The following is a 26,865-nucleotide window of genomic DNA, read 5'->3' as shown; positions in this document are numbered from 1 at the left end:
CTGTCTGCAATATTTATAGCTATATTGTATCCTACAGTGCAAATGCCGCTAATGCTACTAATACCTCGTAGAAAACTAAAGGTGTGTTAGAATAATTTGGTATTTGACAAAATATTGAGCAGCAGATAAAGTCATAATAAGTTCTACGATAATTGGCGATTACTTCTATAATGGCTAACACGATAACATAACGTTCTTACATTCCTGTTCCTTTTCATGAAAATCTATTTTCACAATCTTAGCAATACCCCATTCCCCTGAAGCATCTGCTCTTGATATTGCTTGAGCAAAAAAGCAGTACTTTTTTTACATTATCTTTGATCGCATAATAATGATATAAAACATCCACCCACTTATCATTATTGTGAACATCCACAGTAAAATTTTTTTATATTTTCCCAATTATTTTTGCAAATACATATATAACAATATATTATGTCGTATTTTAATTATATAATTACACAAATTATATTTAGCCATATTTAATATTATTTAGGATTTTAGCAATCCCTTTAAAACGTTATAATCTGCCCATATATTCATTTTCATTATTGAGGCTACAATCTATTGCCTAATGTCAAAAAAAGTTGTTTTAAGGCATTTTATGGCATCGTTTTATATACAGTGGATTGACTGTCAGAATATCTTTGAATATTTTTATTAACATATGATTTCCACTTAATCTATTTTTCTATTCCAAATTAAAAAAATATAATATTACTTTTAATTCGTTTTTATTCTTTTCAAAAAAATCGGATGAACATGGGAGAGGGGACTGGTATAGATTTAATTGGTATAGATTTATATGGTATAGAAATGTTTTACATGTTCTATATATTTTTGATTCATGATATAATAAAAGATATATTTCTATATCATCTGCATATTGATCCTGTTATCTAAAAAATAAATAGAAAACTTATATAAATACAAAAACATATTTATTACATAATTAAAAACATATTTATAAGAACATAATTAAAAAAACATAATTGCTAAATCCAAATGACAAAATCCCTTTATTTACAAGCTTTCTGAGTAATAGAAGAAGAAGAGAATTGAAAAATGTGGAATAGTTTTTCTAAAAGTGGAGTAAAAATTCGGTTTGTGGATGCTTTATTTCTGTGGGTGGAGGAAAAAATTCTTAGAGTGGATGAATAATTTCTTAATAGGATGAAAAGTGTATTACTATGGATGAATTATAGTTTATTGTGGATGAAAACTTTCCAAATGTGGAAGAAAAGTTTCCATCTATAAATGAGAATTTAGCAGTAAAGAAAGTAAATTTATAAAAATGATGAAAATATGGATGGAAAAATGAGCTGGTAAACCCAAAATAGATCTTTTCAGTTAAAAAAGGGCACGACAAAAAAGCCCTCGATCAGGAAGCTTTTGAAAAAAGGGCTTCTTTTTTGATTATTGTCCTGGTTAAAGCACCAAAACTTTCGATTGGACGTTTTAGAAGAATATAGGAATTGTAAATTTCTAAAACAGCCTGTTTTACAACGGATAGGGAATAGGTGGTACTTAAAAGTCCAAGATCCCGGTAATCGTTGTCCTTTAATATAACAGGAGGATATGTATTGGATAATTTTCTATTAGTGTCTAAGTATGGTTTAATTCCATTTGCCCGCAGCTGCTCTGCCAGATCGCCGATCTCGTCATCCGGACGTTCCTGTAATAAATTGTATTGATCCAGCATATCATTTAAAGCAGTTATGTAAGACTGTATTTCACCGCGGTTTTCTTCGATCAGATGTATTTTTGCCTGCCGTGTGTTATAAGCTGCATTTAAGTGAAATACAATTTTGCTGTTTTCATACTCAACATTGAAAATATCACTTTTTGTAACCAAGGCCTTTTTGATTACATTGGGCTTGCAGTAGCCGGGAAGATATCGGCGAAGCTGTTCATAAGAACGCTCCAGCTTAACCTGGGGGGCAGAAGATGCATCAGATTCCAGAATAGCACGCAGGTAAATACGTAGCTGATTGATATCCTTTATATTCATAATCTGCTGAAGAAGTTCTTTGCTAATCGTTGCGTAGCCTCTGCCGCCTTCTGAAGCGGTAAGGTGATAGGTGTTGTATTCAGGAAGCAGTATAGAAATATGATTTTTCTCCCAGCCGGTTGCGTGATAAGATATGTAGCCATATTTAGCAAGTATTTCATTGGAATATTTGATTGTTTTAATATCACATTTGATAAACTCCGCCAGTTCTTTTTCAGATATATCAGAAATAAAACCACGAGGATTGGGCGAAAGAAAATGATAAGTGATTAGCAGTTTTAGTGCATTTCCTTTCAGGCGAGGCTGATAGCCGTACATATTTTTTTCGTTCATGTATTTTATGTGAGTTTTGTAAGCAGTTTTGTAAACAGCTTTGGGACAACTGCCGCATTGATGGCATATGTTTTTCTGAATCTCCTCTGGCATATATTCTAAAAAGGATTTGTACTTAAAATGTGGACACGCAAAACAGCCAGATGCGGTTTCATCCAGCTGTTGATACTCGGTATAATATTCCTTATAGTTTTTTTGAAGACCAATAGCCTTCAAAGCAGGTCCTTTGCCAACACGGGCAAAATTATTCAAGTTAAGTAACATTTCCAGCACACCTCGTATTTAATACATGTTATTTCAAATGTTAGTCACTAGAGCATGTTTTAAATTGCTTTCTTACACCTGTGCGTCACACTTTGTGGTAAATATGTTCCAGAAACAGGAGGCGCAGCGGGCTACGCAGACTATTTTAGGAGCATAATATACGCGAATATTATACGCGAAGTGGGGCATACAGATGGCGGGAATGAATTTTAAACACCCTATAATAATCAAGTTGGAAAGCGAATGAGCTATTCAGGATAAGAAATCGAAAAATAAGAATGTAAGAGATTACCACCCTTTGCTCATATTTGCCAAAAAAACTGTACGATAGCGACAAAATTTACACAAGGGACTTGAAAAAGGCGTACTTTAATAGTACAATGAAGCTATAAAGCCCATCGGTAAAAATATCGGTGTAAGCGCGTTAATATTGGAATCGCCAAACTACAATATTAACGGTAATGTTTTGTCTAGTGGATAACCAAATGTAAAATCGCCAAAATTTTATAGGTTATCCACTTTTTTCTATAATATACAATAAAAATCGGAGTTTGTAAAACAATAATTTCGTGCAGGAATTAGCGGACTGAATTTAGAAAAGTCTTGATTTCACCTATCTTCCTGCACTTTATAAGTGAAAATAAAGAAAATGTGCTGTAAAGGGAAAAGGGGCTGAAATCTTTGAAAATTAAGGGTTTTAGCTCCTTTTTGCATTATGAAAAAAAATTTTAAAAAACTTTTCAAAAATATATGCATATATTTCCGTACTAAATTAAGACTGATCAGAATATGCCGTTTTTTATAATTATAGACATGTTTTGGCGGACTAAATCCTTGATTTTTTTGTAATCATATGTATTTTCTTATAAGTCGTAAAAAAATAAAGGCAAGTATGTTCCCCACTGCTTTAGTATCCATAAAAACGTGCAGATTTTAGCGAACTAAATAAAAGGGCTCCATAAAAAAATACACAGAATTGAGCACTAAATATATCAAATTAAAAAAACTTGCATGTTTTTCCGAACTAAATTGGGGGTATCAAGCAAATTTCAGTGGTTAAATGGTAAATTTATGGAAAAATTTTTCTGGAAGTTATGAGGGTTAGCGACTAAATTTAATTTCCTGTATTTGAGATACCGACTAAATTATAAAAACAAACAATCCGGCATTGATATATATTTTACCTGAGAGATTAAAAAGGGGCTATGTCAGAAGATAGCGACTAAATTATGTAAAGTAAAATCAATCAGAATAAAATAGTTTTTTTCGGTCTGGCGATATAATGTGAAAAGATAGCGACTAAATTTGAAAACGTATTATTTTGATAGAGTTAGCGACTAAATTCAGACAGATACCGGAAAGGTTGTATTTTGAAAAAGATAGAGACTAAATTTAATTCGCTGAAATATGAGGGGATATGAAGGTCATTTATGCGCCATCAGCTCTGTTTTTATTAATATCAGAGCGTATTTTAGGATAAAAAAATATAATTATTAAGATATTGGTGTCTCAAGTGGGAGTAAAAGCCAAAAAAATGTGCAGGAAATCGCGCACTAAATAATAGAGGTATCTTTGCTTATATAAAAATTTTAATATAAATGACAATAAAGTTCAATGTCTACGATGAAGTAACTAACGTTTTAATAGAAAAAAATATAAAAAAATGTGCAGGAATTTGCGTACTAAATATAAAAACTGTAATGAGAATAAGAAATATTTTCAAAAAAATAAGCCCGAAATCCCGCACTAAATATGTAAAGGTCTAAAATAATCAGGTCTAAAAATTCTTTTGTCGGGTCTCGTGATACTGATTTGTGGCATGAATACATAAAAAGTCTGTCTATGTAAAATAGTAAAAATAGTATTTTAGAGACTAAATCACAGCGGCAATGATTAAAATCCTTAAAGAAGGGGTCAGTACTATCCAAATAAATAGGCTGAATATAGCGTACTAAATTGTGAATAGTTGGATCGCAATACATGGAAAATATTCAGTATAGTTTATGGTTGATCAGACTTTGCGACTAAAATAGTGAAAAACTGCGAGATGAAAGCCATAAAAACATGCAGAAAATAGCGTACTAAATTAATAACAGAATCAGATAGGAGTGCCGGATCCAATTAAAATCGGGGATTATTTAATGAAATGTAAAGGCTGATTTGAAAAGATAGCGACTAAATTTTAGAATGGAAAATAATAAGAGGTGTTCTCACAAAGTATAAATTTTATTAGCGAGATGATCTTTACATACGATAGATAGCGACTAAATTCAATATAGGAATAGCATATAATGAATGGGGGGGCTGTACTATTAAATAATAATAATGCATGGTTTTTGTTTGTCTGGTAGGTGAAAAGAGTGAAAGGTAATACAATTATTGACAGTTTGAACAGTGAAATTTAACAGAAGTTAGAAGCATGCTGAAATCTAGTGTCGGAAAATTTCAGCATGCTATCTATAGTTTACGTCTATTTAACCTCATCATTTTTTAACGCGTTCTGATATTCCATAGGAGTCAATCCCGTATAACGTTTGAACGTTTTCGTAAAATAATAGGCATTATTAAAGCCTAGTCGAAATGAAATCTCATATATTAAGTATTTCCTTTCCTTAATAAGTTTACATGCATATTCCATCTTACATTTATTGACGTAATCAATAAAACTTTCTCCATACCTTTTTTTAAATATAGAGGACAGATAGGCGGGAGATATATTCACATAATCGGCAGCATCGGAAAGGCTGATACGTTCTTCAATATGATCTTCCACGTATTGTTTGGCGGAATCCACAAAACTGCACCGGTCAGCATTTGCCTGTTCAATTGCTGAAATTGTACATTTATTCAGATGTTCCAGCCAGCCTAAAATCTGGGATCGTGTATGCATATGTTCTATTTGATCCAGCATGTTTTCTGATTGGGAAAAATAAGTACTTAGTCTGGAATCAGGAATACTCTTATGGATTATTTCCGCCACTGTTGTATACAGTTCACTGCACAGCCAGATAGCACTGTTGCGTTCATGATTTATATTCTGAATACGGGAAGCTGCCTTATCCAGCAGGGACTTGCATCTTACTGCATTCTTTTCACGCAGAGCTTCCAGTAAATGTGAGGATATACCGGTAAGCCCCAGTGACATATAGGAAATGGGAGTAATATTGCTTCCCAGTAAAAAAGGCTGTTCGGTGTTGTAAAAATGGTCGACCATTGCAAAAAGCTGTGCGCGGCAATCAGCCATAGCCTGTAAGCCATGAAAGCATTCTGCTGCCATCATGCAAATGGATACCTGTGTAATATTAGCGGAAGAAGAGCATAGTTTTTGATAAAACTGTTCCATTAATTGTTTGAATGCCCTTGGGTCCCTGGGTGTGGAACAAAGTATTACAAGGCTGTCACTGGAATGATCCGGCTCAAATAAGGAGAAGGATGAAAAATGCTTTTGAGCCATTGCATTGACCAGGTCTTTTTCCCAGGTAAATAATTCATCATGGTCTTTCGTATGATCCTGTAAGCTATAATCCATGATCAGATAAATAGCAGTATAGGATTCCAAATCAAAAGGGTGGCCATTATCACTCAAAGGGGCATTGCTGAGCGCCTGAGGAGTAGGTCTTAAAAAAATCTCTTTCCATAATAGTTCTTGGATCACTTTACCCTGATTTTTTATATAATCTGCATTGTTTAAAAGATTTCGGTTATCCCATTCCTTTTTCGCATTGGTCAGGGAATGTTCCAGCACATCCGGTTCCAACTGGCTTTTTACCAAATAGTCTACGGCACGATAATGGAGAGCATTCTTAACAAGGTCAAAGTCCTGCAGATTTGTTAACATTACAAATACAATAGAAGGATAATCCCTGGATATTAATTGAAGGAGATCAATACCGGACATTGCCGGCATATTAATATCACAAAAAACGATGTTCGGTTCTAACGCACGAATTTTATCAGAAGCTTCCTGTCCATTTCGGGCCGTATCTACGATCTTACAGTCGTTTGCTTCCCAGTTTAGCAGGGATTTAATTCCGGACAAAATAAGTGGTTCATCATCTACTAAGAGTACACTGTACATACAAATTCACCTTCTTTACATATTCTATAATTGGATTAATCTTCCAAAGGGATTTTAATCGTTACCCTTGTATAATGACCAGGTTCACTTTCGTAGTGAAGACCACATTCTTTTCCATAGATCAGCTGCAGCCGCTTGTTTACATTATAGATACCAATACTATTTAAGGAAGCCTTATTTTTAACCGGATTTGGTGTATCTAACAGAGTTTCCAGTTTGTCAGGAGGAATTCCCATTCCATCGTCTTCGATTTCGATATACAAGTAACCATCCTGGGTATGCCCTTTTAATAAAATCATACCGCAAATGCCTTTGGGTTCAATTCCATGAAATATGGCATTTTCGATTAACGGCTGCAGCGTAAATTTTAAAATCCGGTGATGGTATAAGTCTCGGGGAATCAGATCTTTCATCTCAAAAGCATCCATATAGCGGATTGCCTGTATCGAAATATAATCATTTAGCAGGGCTAGTTCTTCTTGTAAGGGGATGTGATCTTCGGTTCCTTTGGCAAGATTTTTTAATAAATTACTTAAGCTGCGGGTCATTTGCTGAATGCCGGTGTTCTTTTGAATGACTGCCATCCAATAAATAGAATCCAGAGTATTATATAAAAAGTGCGGATTAACCTGACTTTGCAGCAGGGCAATTTCAATATTTTTTTGCTGCTTGTACATTTCCTGGGTATTGCGCAATAGATTTAAGAAGCTGCTGGACATTTCGTTTACCGTGTGTCCGATCGCGCCTATTTCATCATGGGGACGTTCGATTTCGGCATCAAACGAAAAATCACCCTGGGTTATTTTGCATAGCCGCTGATTCAGCCGCTGAATAGGCAGAGATAGAATGTAGGAGGAAAGGAACGCAAGCACTGCACCAACTAATAGTGCCATAATTAATACCAGGATAATAATATAAATTAAATGGCTCCGGTCATTTCCCATTACAGGAAATGGGGCACAGCTGTACAAAGTCATGCCGATATCAGGAAATTGATTACCGGAAAACTCATATGAAGCATCTCCGAAGTTATATATTCCATTTCCAATAGAGGAAAGAGAGATATCAGCAGGTAAAATATTCGGACGCTGTGACAGGGCTTTCCCTTCATCATCAATCAGAAACAGATTGTTTACCTGGGCATAGGGCGATAGCAGGTCGGAAAATAAGCTAAGGCCTATTTCGATATAAATATATCCGTATACGGACTGATTACTTTTTCCATAGACCGGGCAGAGCAAGGTGAGAGCGGTCCGGTTTTGCCTGGTTATGGAAGTATCCAGACTAATGGTATAAGGACTTAACTGATCTGGTTTTAAATAGCGTATGTCGGCTATTTTTGTATTAATCAACTCATTATAATCATTTGGGGAACCGAATTCACGGGCGCTGATAGATTGAACGATGGTACCGTCTGTGTTAAAGGCAATTAACTTGTCCACGTAGGCATAGGCGATAAAACTATCCAGATAGGCATTCAGCTGCTTTTGAGCATTAATGGAATATACTTTTGAACGACTGCTATCGGGGGAAGAAGCATTAAGAGCACGAATTACAGAAGTATCGTTGGCGCAGCGCATACCTAACTCGATGGAATTATCCAGATAGGAAGTGATCTGCTCAGATACAGTATTTAAATAAATCTCATCGATATGACGAGACTTTTCATAGATCAGCTTATTAATATATTGATACAGATACATTGTTCCTAAAAGACTTACCAGCATAACACATAAAACGGTAGATATAAAAATTTTGAATTGTATTTTATAAATTTTCATTCAGCCTCCGAAGAAACATATATTTATTTTTATAATTCGCATTATAACATAAAAGAATATCCGTTTCAATTCGTGAAAAAAATTCGAAAAATAGTATTAAATCGTAAAAAAGTAATAGATGAAAATAACAAAATGTAAAATAGTATTATAACGGAAAAATATGCTGAGTTTACTTTTTGTTATGCAAATTGATATAATAATGACAGAAAGAAAAGCCAACAAAAAAGTAAAAAATACAAAAAAGGAGAAGGTAAGTATGAAACGATTAGCAGCAATCATTATGGGGATTAGTATTTGCGGGTCATTATTAAGTGGATGCGGTGGGACAGGCGCTCCTAAGGAGACGAGCAGCAAGGCAGCGTCAGAAGGAACCACAACAGCATCAGAAAATTCAGGAGATACGTCAGAAGAAAGTTCAGGAGAAACCGCCGGGGATACGTCAGGGGAAAACAAAGGAGAAACGGGTGGTTCCGGTGAGGTGACAAGTATTAAGCTGGCAACATGGGATTATACCTCTAATGACAGTACTTCCAATGCAATTGCTGCATTTGAAGCAAAATATCCTGATATTAAGGTAGAGGTTATTGATATCCCGTCTACAGATTATAATACAAAATTAAATGTGATGTTAAATGGGGGAAGCGAATTAGATGCATACTTCATTAAAGATGCGCCTAATACGTATGACTTGTACAAAAAAGGCCAGATGCTAGATTTGACGGATAGAATTGCAAAAGATAATGTGGACATGACCGGATTTAACGGTACGGACCAGCCGTTTAATATTGAAGGAAAACAGTACGCGATGCCGGTTCGTACAGACTATTATGTATTGTATTACAATAAGGACTTATTTGATGCAGCAGGGGTTGCGTATCCGACAAATGATATGACCTGGGCAGAATTTGAAAAGACAGCCAGAGAAGTGGCTAGTGAGGATGTATACGGCGCTTATATCCATACATGGCAGACACAGGTACAAAATTTAGGTATTCAGGACGGAAAGCATGATACACTTGACTTCAGCACCGGATATGATTTCTTTAAACCTTATTATGAAATGGCTGTAGGTATGCAGGATGATGGAATTATACAGGACTTTGGTTCGCTGCAAAGTGCTAATATTCATTACTCCAGTGCTTTTCAGGCAGGTAATGTTGCAATGATGCCTATGGGAACCTGGTATGTGACTACCTTAACAGCTGCTATTAAAGCCGGAGATACAGAAGTAACCAATTGGGGAGTAGCGACAATGCCTCACCCGGAAAACGTAGAAGCAGGATATACCGTTGGAGCAAGTACACCACTGGTTATAAACCCTACATCCAAGAAGCAGGATGCTGCATGGAAATTTATTAATTTCTTAAGCAGTGATGAATGTGCTGGCGAATATGCGAAAGTCGGCGCTGTTCCGGCTCGGCTTAATGACAGCGTTTTAACGGAAATTGCTTCATTGGAAGGTATGCCGGAAGGGCTTGCAGAAGCATTCAAGGTGAAGAGCATTGCAGCAGACAGACCGATTGGGGAAAACGTTACGGAAGTGGATTCTGTGCTGACAGAGGTTCATGGTCTTATTATGTTAGGAGAGGTAAGTATTGAAGAAGGTTTGGCTGAAATGGCTGAACGGAGTGAAGAAATCCAGAAGTAAACGTTTAAGGTGGATAAATGATAATATTACGGAAAGGTATGTAAGTGCCCACCGTTGTTTTAAGGAGGAATTGAGGTTTGAGTATTAAAAGAGAAAAGGATAAGAGCCGTAGAAAAATGTCTCTGGGAACACGGAATACCCTGGTTGGTATGTCATTTATTCTACCGAACTTTATTGGCTTTGCAGTTTTTGTATTAATCCCGGTAGTATTTTCATTTGTTCTCAGCTTTATGGAGTGGGATGGGTTTACAGAAATGAAGTTTGCAGGATTGGATAACTTTTTTGCTATTTTCGGTGACCGGGTGTTCAAAGCATCCTTAACACAGACTCTGCAATACAGCTTTTTTACCGTCATACTCAGTATGGCGGCTGCGTTAGGACTTGCTATTTTAGTAAATCAGAAATTAAAGGGGACTACATTTTTCAGGAGTGCCATATTTTTTCCTTATGTAGCTTCTGTTGTAGCGATCGGAGCAGTATGGAAAGCTATGTTTATGAAAGACGGCGGTCCTGTTAACGTAGCTCTGGAAGCAGTGGGATTTGCAGAACAATATCTTCCGGGTTGGTTTTCTTCTACGGACTGGGCTCTGACTGGAGTTATTATCGTCAGTATCTGGCGTAATATGGGTTATTTTATGATTATTTATCTGGCTGCTCTTCAGGGCATTCCTTCCTCCGTATATGAAGCGGCTAAGATTGACGGAGCATCTAAGTGGCAGATATTTAAAGGAATTACATTTCCAATGCTGACACCAAATCATTTCTTTGTATTTATGATGCTTACGATTAACAGCTTCAAGACATTTGACCTTATTTTTGTACTTACGGAGGGGGGACCGGGTACTGCGACTACCTTGCTTAGTACATATATTTACGACCAGTCTTTCTCTTATATGCGTTTTGGAATGGCAAGTGCTGCATCTATGATTCTATTTCTCATAGTGGGAACGATTACGGTAGTGATGTTCCGAATGGAGAAAAAGTTTTCTGATTATATGTAAAGGAGTAAGAGAAAATGGTAGAAAAGAGAAATCCGGTAGTGCGCACCTTGATATATGCAGGCCTTAGTATCATTGTAGTGGTGACGCTGCTGCCGTTAATATGGATGTTGTCTGCATCCCTCAAAACTTCTAATGAAGTATTTACCAGTCCGATACAATGGATTCCGGAGGTATTTCAATGGGGAAACTATATCAAAATATGGCAGAAAATAGATTTTGCTCTGTTTATCTTTAATAGTACAAAACTGACAGTAATTGTTACGATTATTCAGCTGGCAACCTGTGCCTTTGCAGCATATGGATTTACGAAGTGTAAATTCAAAGGACGGGATACATTATTTCTGTGTTATGTGGCAACCATTGCGATTCCATGGCAGATTTTTATGCTTCCCCAGTATGTAATGCTGCAAAAAATGGGACTGGTAGATACCCATTTGGGATATATTCTGCTTCAAAGCTTTGCGGCATTTGGTGTATTCCTGTTAAAACAGTTTTTCCAGGGGATTCCAGATGAGCTCTTAGAGGCAGCACGTATTGATGGTCTGTCGGAGTATGGAACCTTTGGGCGAATTGTAGTTCCACTGGCTAAACCGGCAATGGCTACACTGACGATATTTACTTTTGTTACTGTGTGGAATGATTTTATGGGTCCCATGATTTATTTCAGCAGTGAAGCTAATAAAACCATACCACTTGGAATCCGGATGTTTGTAGGACAATATTCTACGGAATACCAGCTTATTATGGCGGCAAGCGTGGTCAGTCTGATTCCCATTGTAATATTGTATGTGTTCTGCCAGCGTTATTTCGTAGAAGGTATTGCTACAAGTGGATTAAAAGGGTAATCAGACAAAATAAAATAAAGATTGAAAAGCAGGGTAAGGTTGAAAGAAAATTACAATGCAGAAAGGACGCCACGATGTGTTTCTTTTAACCAGTTTAATTGTGGCAGTATTGCAGGCTTGCCTGCCTGCAATATGCAATGGGAATAAATATGAGACGAGAAGAATGTCAATTACATAAATTTTTTAAACCCACACCATTGAAGGGTGGATTCTCTATGGAGGATTACTGGGTTTGGTGTGGAAGCGTAATAAAAGGCGAAGATGGAAATTACCATATGTTTGCTTCCAGGTGGAAAAAGACTTATCAGTTTCATCCGGGATGGGGAATCGACAGTGAAATTGTCAGGGCTGTATCCAGGACGCCGGAGGGTCCATACATATTCGAGGAAGTAGTGTTACCCTCCAGGTCAGCCGGATACTGGGATGGACGTATTACACACAACCCGGTAATTCAAAAGCATGGTGATACCTACGTACTGTTCTACATGGGGTCTACATATCCATATCCGGATATACCCCAGGATGGAAGCCTGAATTTTGAAAGCTATCAGTGGATTTGCTCACGCAGCAATAAGCGGATTGGAATGGCAACGTCAAAGAGCATTTTCGGTCCATGGAAACGTTCTGACCACCCTTTACTGGATGTCCGCCCGGGACACTTTGATGATTTCTTCACTTCTAATCCGGCACCTTGTATCAATCCGGATGGCAGCTGCCTGTTAGTATATAAGACCAGAAGCTGGAAGAAACCTCCTTATGGAGAATATAAATCAGGCAATGAGATGTATAGCGGAATGAAATTAGGGGCAGCATGGGCACCCCATTGGTCGGGACCTTATGAAAGACTTACAGAAAAACCTTTATTTGAGGATGGCGGTGAAGTGGAAGATCCTTTTATCTGGAGAACGGACACGGGGTATGCCATGATTGCCAAAGACTTTAACGGCATCTATACAGGAAATATCGGAGACGGTGTATATGCAACCAGTGAAGACGGTGTCAAATGGAATGTCCGGTCAGGACCGTCATTCACCCGTGACATACTTTGGGATGATGGAAAAGTGCGTAAGATGGGCAATATGGACCGGCCATTTCTGCTCATAGATGAAAATGGAGAAGCAACACATTTGTTTGTAGCCACAAATGACGGAACGGATGTTGATTTTATTACCATGAATTGTGCATGGAATGCATGTATTCCATTAGCGTAGACAGTAGATGGAGGAAATAGATGACTGAGTATTTAAATAAATCATTGGATCGGGCATGTGCGCTATTGCATGAAAATCTGGACAACTTTAGAGATTGCTTCCGGCATTCCTGCAGTGAGAATAACTTTTATCCGTCTGTAAAGAATGTGGATTGGACTACCGGATTCTGTACCGGTGAGTATTGGCTGGCATATGAGCGGACAGGCAATGAGGATTTCAAAAGAGAAGCTTTAAAAGAGGTGGACAGCTTTTTAGACCGTATGGAAAGAAAAATTGATGTGGATCACCATGACCTGGGATTTCTTTATTCCCTTTCCTGCGTTGCCGGATACAAATTAACGGGTAGTGAAGCCGCTAAGAAGGCAGCGGTTCTGGCAGCGGACCAGCTCCTGACACGCTTTCAGGAAAAAGGACAGTTTATACAGGCATGGGGCACTATGGGAGTGGAAGAAAATTACCGTCTGATTATTGACTGTCTTTTAAATGTACCCCTTTTATATTGGGCATCGGATGTTACGGGAGATGAAAAGTACCGGGCGATTGCCCTGGCACATACTAGAACCAGTATGGCAAATCTGATACGCCCGGATTCTTCTACTTACCATACCTTCTTTTTTGACCCCAAAACGGGTGCTCCTGTACGGGGATGTACCTATCAGGGTTACCGGGACGGATCCGCGTGGGCAAGAGGACAAGCCTGGGGAATATATGGTATGGCACTGGGATATCGCTATACGAAAGATCAAACATGTATTGACCTGTTCCACAGGGTAACAGAATTTTTTATCAAACGTCTTCCTGATGATTTGATTCCCTATTGGGATTTGGAATTTATGGATGGCGAGGAGCCAAGGGATTCCTCAGCGGCCGCTATAGCAGCTTGCGGTATGCTGGAAATGGCAAAGTATCTGCCAAAAGAGGAAGCTCAAAGATATAGTGAATTTGCAGAGAAGATTGCGCAGTCACTGGCAGAAGACTATAGTGTCCGTGATGTGAGGGAATCCAACGGGTTACTGCTTCATGGTGTGTATGCGAAATCCACGCCTTATAACCCCATCCCGGAAAGTGCAGCAAGGGGTGTGGATGAATGTGTTATCTGGGGAGATTACTTCTATATGGAGCTGCTTACGAGATTGTCAAAGGATTGGGAGATTTACTGGTAGGGATAAAACCGGGCGCAGGACGCGCCCGGTTTTGCTTTGCCTTTATGATATTTAATTTTTAACACTGTTAGGAGAAAAAGCATTATAATAAAAGAGGAAGCGGCAGGAGAAAAAATCTTGTCCAATCAGTTCAAGAAAATAAATTTGAAAAGATATAAAATGAGAAAGAGGTATCGGAATGAAGCAGTGGGACATGGAAAAAGTAAATGCTGTACAAAGGATGCAGGATTATATACGGGATCATGTGGAAAGTGAAGAATTTTCTTTTGAAGAAATGTATTCCTGCGGAGGATATTCGAAAAGGCACGGAGACAGAATATTTAAGGAGTTTATCGGAAAGACGCCGAAAGAGTACGTCAGGGCAATCCGTCTGTCGGATAGTTCCCTGGAATTATTGAATAGCAGCCAGCGAATTCTGGATATTGCACTGAACTGCAGTTATCAATCCCATGAGGGATATGTAAAGGCATTTTGGGAGGCTTTCCATGTTACGCCCAGTTCGTACCGGAATTCACCGGATCCTATTCCATTGTTTGTTCAGTACCCGATCCGAAATTATTTTACGTTAATTAATCACAAGGAGGACAGAAATATGTGTAAAGAAATGAAATTATGTATGATTACTGCAGTATCAAGACCAAAAAGAAAGATAATACTGATGCGTTCGGCAACAGCTGTGGATTACTTTTCTTTCTGCCAGGAAGCAGGGTGTGATTGGGAAGGTTTATTTAACAGCATTCCTGAGAAATATGATCTGGCGGCCATTTTGGAACTTCCGGCACATCTGGTGAAAGAAGGAACCTCTGCCGTAGCGGCAGGAGTGGAAGTGCCTTACGATTATGCAGGAGCTATTCCAAATGGATGCGATGTGGTTGAACTGGAACCTTGTGAAATGCTTTATTTTCAATCGGAACCATATGAAAAGGAAGAGGATTTCTGTGTAGCTATTGACAGTGTCCAATATGCCATTGAAAAGTATAATGCGAAAGCTTATGGATATCAATTGGATTCCACGCTGGCACCGAAGTTCAATTATGGAGCGAATACGGTCATGGGGGCGAAGCAGGCAGTTCCGGTTTGTAGGTTATAGGATTAGTTCAGCTATACTAGTGGATTGAGAGACAGGGCAGGTTAGTTCAAATATTAAGTAAAAAGAACGCAGGCAGAAGCGGAAAGGGAGAAAAGCTCCTTTACTTGCATCTGACCTGCGTTTTTTGAAAATTCACTTTGGCATACTTCAATTAAGATGTGTTTTTTATTATATAATTTGTTTGTACTGCAAACCTAAGAATACTTTGAAAAAGGTTTTCCTATAAGCAGTGCAAAAAATTAGATTAATTAGGAGGCATAGATTATGGCTAGTATGGTGAAGGTAAGAAAAGTATTTCCCGGTTTTATTTTTGTAATATTTATTTTTTTATTAGTTCAAGGATTATCGTTTAGAGGCAAAATGCCGGATGTTATGAAGAAATCCCTAGTCAAGAGTGAGCTTGTCGTATGGGACTCTTTTCAAAAAGAGGGTTTATCACAAACATTAAGTTATCGAAAAGAACACAGGATTACAGTTAGTAAAGTATTGAATGCGAAAGAGTACAACAACCCGTGTCTGTTGATAGGTTCAACGTATTCGAAATTACAAGTAATGTTGGATGGGAAAGAAATATATCATTTTAGTTGCGGCACACATGAACTCCCGGTCACAAGGATGCTCTATTTGTTTGTAGACCTTCCAAAAGAGTATAATGGTATGGAACTGGTAATGGAAATGCGTTCTAGTTACCCGATCTCGTATATGAGAGAACCAACCGTATTAATTGGTAACAGGACGGATATAGTGACAGCTCAGTTAAAAAAGGAACTGCCGCAATCTATAATTGGCATTTTGATTTTTCTTATGGGAAGTATATCAATTATAACATCTGCGATTCTAAATATTTTTTATTGTATACCGGTTAAGGAGGGAAATTATGTGGGAAAAGCATATATGTGTATCGGTGGATGGCTCCTAACAGAATGCAGGTTAATTTTGCAATTTCTCAATAATTATGTATTAATCTATTATATCAATTATTTCTGTTTCTATTTTGGCATTATTTATTTAATACAATATTTAGGATATGTGGAAAACAAAAAGTGGAGGAAAATTCTGAAAACAACAACAACTTTTTATAGGTATTTATTTTACATAGGAACCCTGGGAGAATTTACGCATAAATTTGGTTATCTGGACATGCAGATGGTCTGGTATCCAGCCGCCGCAATCGGTCTTGGAATGGCAGTATTAGCACATATAAGATCGAAAGATAGAGGAAGGCAGCTGATATCGGTCCTTTATTTTTTTACTTTTATTATAGATGGATTTTTTTTCTATCCAAAGGTATACCGTAGTTTTGGAATAGGAGTTGGATCAAGTTATATCACTATTTTTATATTATTATGTTTTATTTTAAATCGTTATTGCACTTTTTTTTCGGGAGCAGTCCGGGAGCAGGTTCAGAATCAGGCATTAAAAATACATTTAAAAACACAAGTACGGCATTATGCTGGAATGATACAATCCTATAAAGACCTGACTGTTTTTCGGCACGATATGAAAAATAGAATGTTATCTATTTATACTATGGTGGAACAGGGGATGAATAAGGAATGCTTAAATTATATGGGAAAGTTAATAAATGAAATGAAACGTCCGAAAAAATATTTTGAAACAGGAAATCCTGTACTGGATGCGATTTTAACAGAAAAACAAATGGAATCAAAAAATAAAAATATAGCTTTTAAAACTAAATTAGAAATACCCCGCCAGTTAAATATCAAAGATGATGATTGGATTTCTATTATGGGAAACCTGATAGATAATGCCATTGAAGCAACTGAAAAATTAAAATTATCTCCGAAAGAAATATCAATGATAATGGTATATCGCCATAGAATTTTATTTATCCAGATTGAAAATACGGTGGAATCTCCGTATGTTAATTTTAAGGTTACCTCTAAAAGGAATTCCATGCAGCATGGTTATGGTTTACTAAGCATCAGAAAAGCTTTGAAAAATTATCAAGGCAGTTTTGATATTTGTATCCATGAAGGCAGATGTCTGGCAGAAGTACATTTAGAGTGTGGAGAAAAAAATGTATAATTCCTTCTATATATTATATAGAGACGAATAATTTGATAAAACCCGACTGTTGAGTTCTGTGTTTACATCCTTACGGTACCGCCTCGATATAGGCAGAGCTTCTCCTGTAGAAAGATAAGCGGTACCTTCTTTTATATAATCCAGATAATCATAATTAATTAAACAACTCTGACTGAGTTTTAGAAAACCATGGGGAATAAATTCATTGCAAAGCTTCGAAATCGTACCTCTAAAACGATAAACCTGATCCTGGCAATGGATGGTTATCATTTTCTGATAAACCTCAATAAATAAAATATGTGCAATATCGAGATGAACAAAAGAATCAGAAGTACGAAAGGAATAAAAATGATCCCGCCGTTGTTTGTATTTTTCCAAAGCCTTAAAGAAGACAGTTTCAAAGTACTTTGGTTTTATTATATCTTTTAATAAATAATGAAATGGATGTACTTCAAAAGATTCGAACACATATTGTTTATAAGCACTAAGAAAAATAATTTCTGCAAAACATCCCATTTTACGAAGGGTTTTAGCGGTAGCAATGCCGTCTAAACCAGTCATTTGAATATCTAGAAACAGCACAGCTACCGCTTCCGGCCTTTCTGAAATATGAAATAATACCTGTTCACCACTGGTATATATTTCTATACAAATCTGTTCATTTATCTTTTTTTTAATGTTGTCAAACAACTTAATATATCTTTGTATAACAGTCAATTCATCATCGCAAAAAATCACTGTAATCATTATTTCACAAATCCTTCCCATCACCAATTAACCAATTAGGGCAAAAGAAATACCGCTTATACCATGATTTAACATATAAGTATTTATTTCATTATAATGACCCAGGAAAAGGCATAAAAAAACGAACTATTCATCGGAATTAAAAACCAATGACCCGTTCGCAAAATTACTGATTTCGTGATATTAAATATGATCTATACCATTTGTAATATCACTGTTTATGGTAATAATCTACCATATTTGTCAAATAATGTCAATATCTAAATAAAAATGTATTGATTAATGGACAAGTAGAAAAATATATGGACTTTATGGATCAAAAGCAAATATCAGATGAAAATTTTTAAGCCGTCAATAAGCCGTCAAATAGAAAGGGGACAGATAACGTGGCAAGACGTGGAGAGAATATATATAAACGAAAGGATGGAAGATGGGAAGGAAGATATGTTACCGGGAAAAAAGATAATGGAAAAACAGCATTTAGTTATGTATATGGAAAAACATATACGGAGGTTAAGAAAAGGTTAGAAATTTATAAAGGAAATCAGAATCTGGCAGGATTAAAAGATACGAAGCAGGTATTTGGAGATGGGAAGCTGCGGACCTGGCTGGAATACTGGCTGGAAGAAGAGATACGGCCTCATGTAAAGGAATCAACGTATGTTGTATACCGAGGACAGATAGAACGGCATATACTGCCTGCAATTGGAAATGAGCCGCTAGGCGGAGTGAACAGACAAAGTATGAAAAAACTGTATCAGAATATCTTAGATAAGAACATTTCATATGCAACTTCTCATAGTATTTGCAAACGTTTTATAGCAGCATTACAAAGTGCTTACGAGTCTAATTTAATTCATGAAGTACCGGCTATTCCATTTAAAAAGAAGAATGAAACTAAGAAAAAAGCTAAGTTTATGACGATACATGAACAAAAGACATTGGAAAAGAAACTGGATGAGACAAAAAAGAAAGATCTGGCAATTCTTCTATCACTTTATACTGGATTACGTGTAGGTGAATGCAGCGCATTGAAGTGGGAAGATTTTGACCAATTAGAAAAGGGAATGCGAATTACACACACAGTACAAAGAATTCATGATTATGGAAATACGAATAATAAGACAACTCTTTTGTATTCTAAACCCAAAACCCAGGCTTCTGTAAGGTTTATTCCATTGCCTGAATTTATGATTCGTTTACTATCTAATTTAAAAAAGAAACATGAAGGGACTGAAGCTAATTTTATGTTTGGAGTTAAAGAAAGGCCTGTAGATCCAAGAGTACTGCAGTATCATATTGAAAAAATAACAAATTCCCTGAAAATAAAAGGTGTACATTTTCATACGTTACGACATACATTTGCCACTAGATTCATGGAAAGAGGGGGGGATATTTTAGCATTGAAGGAGTTGCTGGGTCATACTTCAGCAAAGCTTACTATGGATTGGTATGGACATTCTACAAATGAACATATTCAGCAGTCTATGAAGAAGATGAAGCGATTGGCAGCTTAAAATCAAAAATATAAGCCGTCATGAGCCGTCAGCCTTAAAATGGATGAAACCTATAATTTATAAGAAAACCAGAGCTATTTCGCGAAATCAGTAATTTCATGAAAATTAAAAAGTGCCGCGGGATTAGTATATCCCATTATATCGTATATTAATGGGTCATTATAACACATTTTAAATATTATTGAAAGAGTGGGAATTAACTATAATATAATAGCGGCAGTCTATGCACTATTAGCAGGGGGGGCAAAAAATGAATGAAATTACCTATTATAGTAATAGAATCATTTCATGTTTTCAGTGCAGAGCTATTTGAATGAGATGAATGTAGAATGAAATTAGCAGATAAAAAGAGGAAAATAATCTAGGTGGGAAAATGGAAAAGAAAAAAGATAAGAAAAAAGATAAGAAAATGAATGTACGGCGATTTTTAGCTTGTTTACTCGCAATGTGCATCTGCATTGGCGGAATACCGATTGCTTATGCGCTGGGGAATGAGCAGGATACAGATAACAAAACACTGCTTACTTATAATGCCCCCCGGACGGAGGTTGATGTATTTGAACCCACAAAGGAATTTGAAGATGCGTGGCGGCGGGGATATGAAAAAGCAGCGGAGCAGCTTGCGAAAGAAGGATATGAAAAACTGGAAGCCGCTTATGAAAAAGATGTAATGATTTATGTAAGTAAAGATAAAGTGTCTGAAGATACTAATTATGTAAAAGCAAGTATCCATGAAATGAATCATATGGAAGAGAAGGGATTGGAAAAATATGATGGCAGTGGAGGCAGTTATTATGTATGGCGATTATATATAGGAACAAAATCAGAGAATACGCCAGGTGATAAAGGCCAGCCGGACAATAGCGAACAGGAACAGATACAAAAAGAAGTTATGGAATATTTTTGGCTGAGGACGGATATCCCTGTGGAACTGCAAATCTGGGATAAACAGGTGACTGCATTGGAGATGAGCAATGTAGAGACAGAAGAAAATACAAAAGCAGCTGAAACGGAGATTGAGGAAGTCACTACAGAAAATGTAGAAGAGCCGGTTACGGAGGGGATTGAGACAGAGACAGAGACAGCCACAGTCACAGATAGCAAAACGGATGTGGAAGTGAATTCGGAAGAAAAATCTCAAAGCAATCTATCAGATGCGTTGTCTGTGGAGAGCGGTACAATTAAAATAGAACCCGGTATTGCGGGAGATTCAATTACGGAGAGTGCTACTTATTATAATACTTGGCAGCAAGCCGGAACGGCATTACATGGAGTGAAAGCTCCAGACACTGTGTTTCGCGTGACTTTTTTGTCAGATACTACGGTTGATGTAGGCAATGCTGCTTATGGATTGAATAGCATTTCTAAGAACAACTGCGCAGGGTTAATATTTACGGGTGACATTGATGAAACTGAAACGCAGGAAACATCAGAAGATGGTGGGAAGTTTAGTCTTTCTTCCGATGGTTATGGACATAATACGAACCTGACGGATGATAATGCAGATCCCAGTGCAAATCAATATAAAGGAAAATCACCAGAGAATGCACCTACAGTTACTATTACAGGATCTATCTATAAGATGAATACACCGTTTACTATACGAAATATAAAATTAAATATGCAAAAAGAAATATATGGTAACGGGAATAGAATGCAAATTGGTCCTGGATTGCAACGTACAGAAAATACAGCTTGGTCGATATATGGAGGAACTTACAGCGATAAAACAGACTATGATAGAACTTCAATGACAATTTATAGTGGGAATTGGAACTATGTGGGGACTACTGCATGGTATCAGAAAACGAGTAATGAACAAAGAATGAGAATCTATGGAGGAAGTTATGGTACTATTCATGGTCCTGCACGTACGGGAAATAGTTGTAGTGAACTAGATATAAAAATTGATATTCGGAATGGATATGGAGATTTCAATTGTGGTTTAATTGAACCATTACGTGAATCAAATGCAACGGCAGATAAAGTAAATGTTTCTATCCATGCAGATCCGGGCGTAATTGGAAAGGTAAATGAATATTACAGTTATACTGCAGCAACAGGGTTAGTACCAGAAGGATATAAAACCGTTATTGATGCACCAGATTTTACGTTTGGAAATGTGAGTGCAGGTAATGCTTATGTGGTGAAAGGAACTTATACTATGCCATGTGAACTTATTATTAATAATGTTAAGGCGATTGGAAGAATTGCAGGAGTTGGTACTGGTGGTGAAACTAGTGCAACTGATATTGTAGGCAGGGAGAGTACAACTGACTTTTATCCATATAAAGCAGATGATAGTGACTATGGTATTGTTATAAGGATAAATTGTGATGTAGAAATAAGTTCTATTGTTTATTATACCAAATTAATAATTGGTAATGGAGCTACTGTAAATAAAATTGGCTGGAATTACATTAATCCAAATAAATTTAGTGATTTTAACAATGTAAATGGAGTATATTTTACGAAAGATCTCAGTGGAGATGTTGATATTATCGAAGGAGGCTCTTTCAATGTTGTGGGGTATCAGTACAAAACTGGAGTTCGAAATATCGGTTCATCCGATAATACAGGTACATTACGTGTGAATCCTTTAGCATACACCGGGATTTATGTAAAAGGTGATTATCTTGGAGGATTGACGCTGGATGTTGTTGACGAAGCTGTTTCCGGTTTGAAAAAGGGACAAAAGATCACTAGATTCTTGACAAGCAGTTATGCTGATGTGAAACGATTTAAAGAAAAAGGCATGAAACTGGGACCAAATCTGCGGAAGAATAATTATGGGATAGCAGTTACAAAATCTGGAACAGATGGATACTATGTTTTAGGTGATAAGATGGACTATCAGGTAAGCTATAGCGCTAATGGAGCAACAGGCAGCATACCACTGGCAAATTCTTACGAAGAGGGAAAAGAAGTAACGGTTGTAGACGCTGCTGCTATGATACCACCTGCAGATAAGGCATTTGACTACTGGGAAAGCAGCGCAGCGGTTACTGTAAACGGAACAAGTACCACAAAGCTGAATCCTAAAGATACGTTTGTGATGCCGGCCCAGGATATAACTTTGAAAGCAATTTGGAAAGATGCAAAGTCAGATATTACATTTGACGGTTTTGAGGATGGCAATGATGCATTGTTGAAAATCGAAAATGAAGCAGGAAAAGTGAACAGCAAAGCATTGCCGAAGATAAAAATCAATGGAGCAGATGCAGCGCTGGAGGATCTGGAAAAGATGACTTATACGTATGAGCGCTATACCAGAACCGGAAGTTCAGGAAATTATACCTATGGATGGTCAGGCAAGGTGTTACAGGAAGGTATCAATGATGCTGATATTGAAAAACTGCCTGTAAGTATCACAAAACCTGCAGCCGATAATTTGACAATTTCTGCTAATACAAAGAAGTCAATGTCTGGGATTGTGAAACTGACGATTAGTTATAATGGAGATGAAAACAGCCAGGCATCCTGCATTATTATTTCTTCAGGAGATGTGGATCTGAATGGTAATATCAGGGCTTCTGATATAGTCATGTTGGAGGCATATATAAGTGGAGACCCAGGTGTGAAACTTGACCAGTATGCCTATCAGAAAATAATGGGCGACATGAACAGTGAAGCTACAACCGGAACAATCCGCATTACTCCACAGGATGTGGAGCTTCTGGAAGCAATTATAGTAAATTAGGTACTGCGACTTTTTTTCAAATGGTATAAGAAACAGGAATATTATATCACGATAAGAATGCATATACAGAGGTAGGAAAATGAAGAAGAAAAAGAACAGCAGAATTGATATACGAAGGATATTGGCATATCTATTAACAGTGTGTATCTGCATTGGAGGAATACCAATTGCTTATGCGTTGGGAGATGAGAAGAATACAGATAACAAAACACTGCTTACCTATAATAATACCCGTACGGAGGTTGATGTATTTGAACCTACAAAGGAATTTGAAGATGAGTGGCAGCGGGGATATGAAAAATCAGCGGAGCAGCTTGGGAAAGAAGGATATGAAAAACTGGAAGCTGCTTATGAAAAAGATGTAATGATTTATGTAAGTAAAGAGGAAACAGTAGATCATTATGGCAGATATTTGAAAATGGGTATTGCCGAGACAAATAATATGGAAGAGAAGGGATTGGAAAAATATGATGGCAGTGGAGGCAGTTATTATGTATGGCGATTATATATAGGAACAAAATCAGAGAATACGCCAGGTGATAAAGGCCAGCCGGACAATAGCGAACAGGAACAGATACAAAAAGAAGTTATGGAATATTTTTGGCTGAGGACGGATATCCCTGTGGAACTGCAAATCTGGGATAAACAGGTGACTGCATTGGAGATGAGCAATGTAGAGACAGAAGAAAATACAAAAGCAGCTGAAACGGAGATTGAGGAAGTCACTACAGAAAATGTAGAAGAGCCGGTTACGGAGGGGATTGAGACAGAGACAGCCACAGTCACAGATAGCAAAACGGATGTGGAAGTGAATTCGGAAGAAAAATCTCAAAGTAATCTATCAGATGCGTTGTCTGTGGAGAGCGTTACAATTAAAATAGAACCCGGTATTGCGGGAGATTCAATTACGGAGAGTGCTACTTATTATAATACTTGGCAGCAAGCCGGAACGGCATTACATGGAGTGAAAGCTCCAGACACTGTGTTTCGCGTGACGTTTTTGTCAGATACTACGGTTGATGTAGGCAATACTGCATATGGATTGAATAGCATTTCTAAGAACAACTGCGCGGGGTTAATATTTACCGGCGATAAAAATGAAACGGAAACACTGGCGATGTCAGAAGAAGGTGGGAAGTTTAGTCTTTCTTCCGATGGTTATGGACATAATACGAACCTGACAGATGACAATGCAGATCCGAGTGTTAATCAGTTTAAAGGATTGGCTCCGGAGAATGCGGCAACAGTGACTTTTACAGGAACGGTTACTAAGATGGATACAGCGTTTACTATTCGAAATGCTAAGCTTAAATTGCAAAATTACATGTATGGTAATGGAAATCGATTGCAGATTGGCCCTGGGTTAGAACGTACAGAAAAAAACCATTGGTATCTGTATGGAGGAACATATAATGAAAAACAGGTCTATGACAGAGCATCGTTGACCGTTTATGGTGGTGAATGGTATGTTGCGGGTACTACGGCATACAATCAGAAAACAACGGGAGAACAACGATTGCGTATCTACGGAGGAACTTTTGATATTATTCATGGTCCTTCAGAAAATGGCAATCAAAGTAGTGAACTTGATTTGAAAATTGAAATTAGGAAAGGGTATGGAGAATTTAAATGTGGATTATTAGAACCATTACGTGGTGGAAACTCGACTGCAGACAAAGTAAACGTTGCAATTTATGCTGATCCGGGTGTAATAGGAAAAATTGATAATTATTACAGCTATACATCAGCAACAGGGCTAGTACCAAAAGGATATAAAACCGTTATTGATGCACCAGATTTTACGTTTGGAAATGTGAGTGCAGGAAATGCTTATGTGGTGAAAGGAACTTATACTATGCCATGTGAACTTATTATTAATAATGTTAAGGCGATTGGAAGAATTGCAGGAGTTGGTACTGGTGGTGAAACTAGTGCAACTGATATTGTAGGCAGGGAGAGTACAACTGACTTTTATCCATATAAAGCAGATGATAGTGACTATGGTATTGTTATAAGGATAAATTGTGATGTAGAAATAAGTTCTATTGTTTATTATACCAAATTAATAATTGGTAATGGAGCTACTGTAAATAAAATTGGCTGGAATTACATTAATCCAAATAAATTTAGTGATTTTAACAATGTAAATGGAGTATATTTTACGAAAGATCTCAGTGGAGATGTTGATATTATCGAAGGAGGCTCTTTCAATGTTGTGGGGTATCAGTACGAAACTGGAGTTCGAAATATCGGTTCATCCGATAATACAGGTACATTACGTGTGAATCCTTTAGCATACACCGGGATTTATGTAAAAGGTGATTATCTTGGAGGATTGACGCTGGATGTTGTTGACGAAGCTGTTTCCGGTTTGAAAAAGGGACAAAAGATCACTAGATTCTTGACAAGCAGTTATGCTGATGTGAAACGATTTCAAGAAAAAGGCATGAAACTGGGACCAAATCTGCGGAAGAATAATTATGGGATAGCAGTTACAAAATCTGGAACAGATGGATACTATGTTTTGGGTGATAAGATGGACTATCAGGTAAGCTATAGCGCTAATGGAGCAACAGGCAGCATACCGCTGGCAAATTCTTACGAAGAGGGAAAAGAAGTAACAGTTGTAGACGCTGCTGCTATGATACCACCTGCAGATAAAGCATTTGACTACTGGGAAAGCAGCGCAGCGGTTACAGTAAACGGAACAAGTACCACAAAGCTCAATCCTAATGATACGTTTGTGATGCCGGCCCAGGATATAACTTTGAAAGCAATTTGGAAAGATGCAAAGACAGATATTACATTTGATGGTTTTGAGGATGGCAATGATGCATTGTTAAAAATCAAAAATGAAGCAGGAAAAGTGAACAGCAAAGCATTGCCGAAGATAAAAATCAATGGAGCAGATGCAGCGCTGGAGGATCTGGAAAAGATGACTTATACGTATGAGCGCTATACCAGAACCGGAAGTTCAGGAAATTATACCTATGGATGGTCAGGCAAGGTGTTACAGGAAGGTATCAATGATGCTGATATTGAAAAACTGCCTGTAAGTATCACAAAACCTGGAGCCGATAATTTGACAATTTCCGCTAATACAAAGAAGACAATGTCTGGGATTGTGAAACTGACGATTAGTTATAATGGAGATGAAAACAGCCAGGCCTCCTGTATTATTATTTCTTCAGGAGATGTGGATCTGAATGGTAATATCAGGGCTTCTGATATAGTAATGTTAGAAGCATATATAAGTGGTGACCCAGGTGTGAAACTTGACCAGTATGCCTATCAGAAAATAATGGGCGACATGAACAGTGAAGCTACAACCGGAACAATCCGCATTACTCCACAGGATGTGGAGCTTCTGGAAGCAATTATAGTAAATTAGGTACTGCGACTTTTTTTCAAATGGTATAAGAAACAG

General features: G+C 37.3%; 14 protein-coding genes. 10 read left to right on the top strand and 4 right to left on the bottom strand.

Annotation, left to right across the window (positions count from 1 at the left end; all coding sequences use genetic code 11):
• Positions 1-1,381 precede the first annotated feature (1,381 nt).
• From CD03_RS0102915 to CD03_RS35705, 3 genes are all read right to left on the bottom strand, one after another.
• Entirely contained in the window at positions 1,382-2,608 is a 1,227-nt protein-coding gene (locus CD03_RS0102915; protein WP_027292349.1) for a hypothetical protein, read from the bottom strand.
• A 2,470-nt stretch (positions 2,609-5,078) separates the two neighbouring features.
• Positions 5,079-6,686 carry a response regulator transcription factor gene (locus tag CD03_RS0102910; RefSeq protein ID WP_027292348.1) on the bottom strand — a complete coding sequence of 536 codons (1,608 nt, stop codon included), beginning with the start codon at positions 6,684-6,686 and terminating at the stop codon, positions 5,079-5,081.
• 35 nt (positions 6,687-6,721) lie between these two features.
• Positions 6,722-8,467, bottom strand: a complete 1,746-nt coding sequence (locus tag CD03_RS35705; RefSeq protein WP_052377636.1) for a sensor histidine kinase — start codon at positions 8,465-8,467, stop codon at positions 6,722-6,724.
• Positions 8,468-8,723: 256 nt separating this feature from the next.
• Between CD03_RS35705 and CD03_RS0102900 the strand changes: the two genes are divergently transcribed.
• The 7 genes from CD03_RS0102900 to CD03_RS0102870 all read left to right on the top strand — a co-directional run bounded on the left by CD03_RS0102900 (position 8,724) and on the right by CD03_RS0102870 (position 17,474).
• On the top strand, positions 8,724-10,115 hold the full coding sequence (locus CD03_RS0102900) for an ABC transporter substrate-binding protein (RefSeq protein WP_027292347.1): 1,392 nt from the start codon (positions 8,724-8,726) through the stop codon (positions 10,113-10,115).
• Between the two features lie 116 nt (positions 10,116-10,231).
• The gene (locus CD03_RS0102895; protein WP_027292346.1) at positions 10,232-11,116 is read left to right on the top strand and encodes a carbohydrate ABC transporter permease; all 885 of its coding nucleotides are present in this window, start codon (positions 10,232-10,234) and stop codon (positions 11,114-11,116) included.
• A gap of 14 nt (positions 11,117-11,130) precedes the next feature.
• On the top strand, positions 11,131-11,961 hold the full coding sequence (locus tag CD03_RS0102890; RefSeq protein ID WP_027292345.1) for a carbohydrate ABC transporter permease: 831 nt from the start codon (positions 11,131-11,133) through the stop codon (positions 11,959-11,961).
• Positions 11,962-12,059: 98 nt separating this feature from the next.
• Positions 12,060-13,172 (top strand): glycoside hydrolase family protein, encoded by a 1,113-nt coding sequence (locus CD03_RS32180; RefSeq protein WP_242849025.1) that lies wholly within the window; start codon positions 12,060-12,062, stop codon positions 13,170-13,172.
• Between the two features lie 20 nt (positions 13,173-13,192).
• Positions 13,193-14,335, top strand: a complete 1,143-nt coding sequence (locus CD03_RS0102880) for a glycoside hydrolase family 88 protein (RefSeq protein ID WP_027292344.1) — start codon at positions 13,193-13,195, stop codon at positions 14,333-14,335.
• 178 nt (positions 14,336-14,513) lie between these two features.
• Entirely contained in the window at positions 14,514-15,425 is a 912-nt protein-coding gene (locus CD03_RS0102875) for a helix-turn-helix transcriptional regulator (RefSeq protein ID WP_242849024.1), read from the top strand.
• Positions 15,426-15,689: 264 nt separating this feature from the next.
• The gene (locus CD03_RS0102870) at positions 15,690-17,474 is read left to right on the top strand and encodes a sensor histidine kinase (protein ID WP_027292342.1); all 1,785 of its coding nucleotides are present in this window, start codon (positions 15,690-15,692) and stop codon (positions 17,472-17,474) included.
• Between the two features lie 6 nt (positions 17,475-17,480).
• Here the strand turns inward: CD03_RS0102870 and CD03_RS0102865 are convergent, their stop codons facing one another.
• Positions 17,481-18,221, bottom strand: coding sequence for a LytR/AlgR family response regulator transcription factor (locus CD03_RS0102865; protein ID WP_027292341.1), 741 nt, complete (start codon positions 18,219-18,221; stop codon positions 17,481-17,483).
• 386 nt (positions 18,222-18,607) lie between these two features.
• On the opposite strand from CD03_RS0102865, the gene CD03_RS0102860 reads away from it, so the two are divergent.
• The 3 genes from CD03_RS0102860 to CD03_RS0102850 all read left to right on the top strand — a co-directional run bounded on the left by CD03_RS0102860 (position 18,608) and on the right by CD03_RS0102850 (position 26,829).
• Complete coding sequence (locus CD03_RS0102860; protein ID WP_027292340.1) at positions 18,608-19,738, top strand: tyrosine-type recombinase/integrase; 1,131 nt, start codon at positions 18,608-18,610, stop codon at positions 19,736-19,738.
• Between the two features lie 373 nt (positions 19,739-20,111).
• Positions 20,112-23,438, top strand: coding sequence for an InlB B-repeat-containing protein (locus CD03_RS0102855; RefSeq protein ID WP_027292339.1), 3,327 nt, complete (start codon positions 20,112-20,114; stop codon positions 23,436-23,438).
• 79 nt (positions 23,439-23,517) lie between these two features.
• Positions 23,518-26,829 carry an InlB B-repeat-containing protein gene (locus CD03_RS0102850; RefSeq protein WP_027292338.1) on the top strand — a complete coding sequence of 1,104 codons (3,312 nt, stop codon included), beginning with the start codon at positions 23,518-23,520 and terminating at the stop codon, positions 26,827-26,829.
• Positions 26,830-26,865: the final 36 nt, after the last annotated feature.

The sequence above is a fragment of the Robinsoniella sp. KNHs210 genome (assembly GCF_000686105.1).
Lineage (GTDB): Bacteria > Bacillota > Clostridia > Lachnospirales > Lachnospiraceae > Robinsoniella > Robinsoniella peoriensis.
This window is presented reverse-complemented; position numbering and strand designations above follow the sequence as displayed.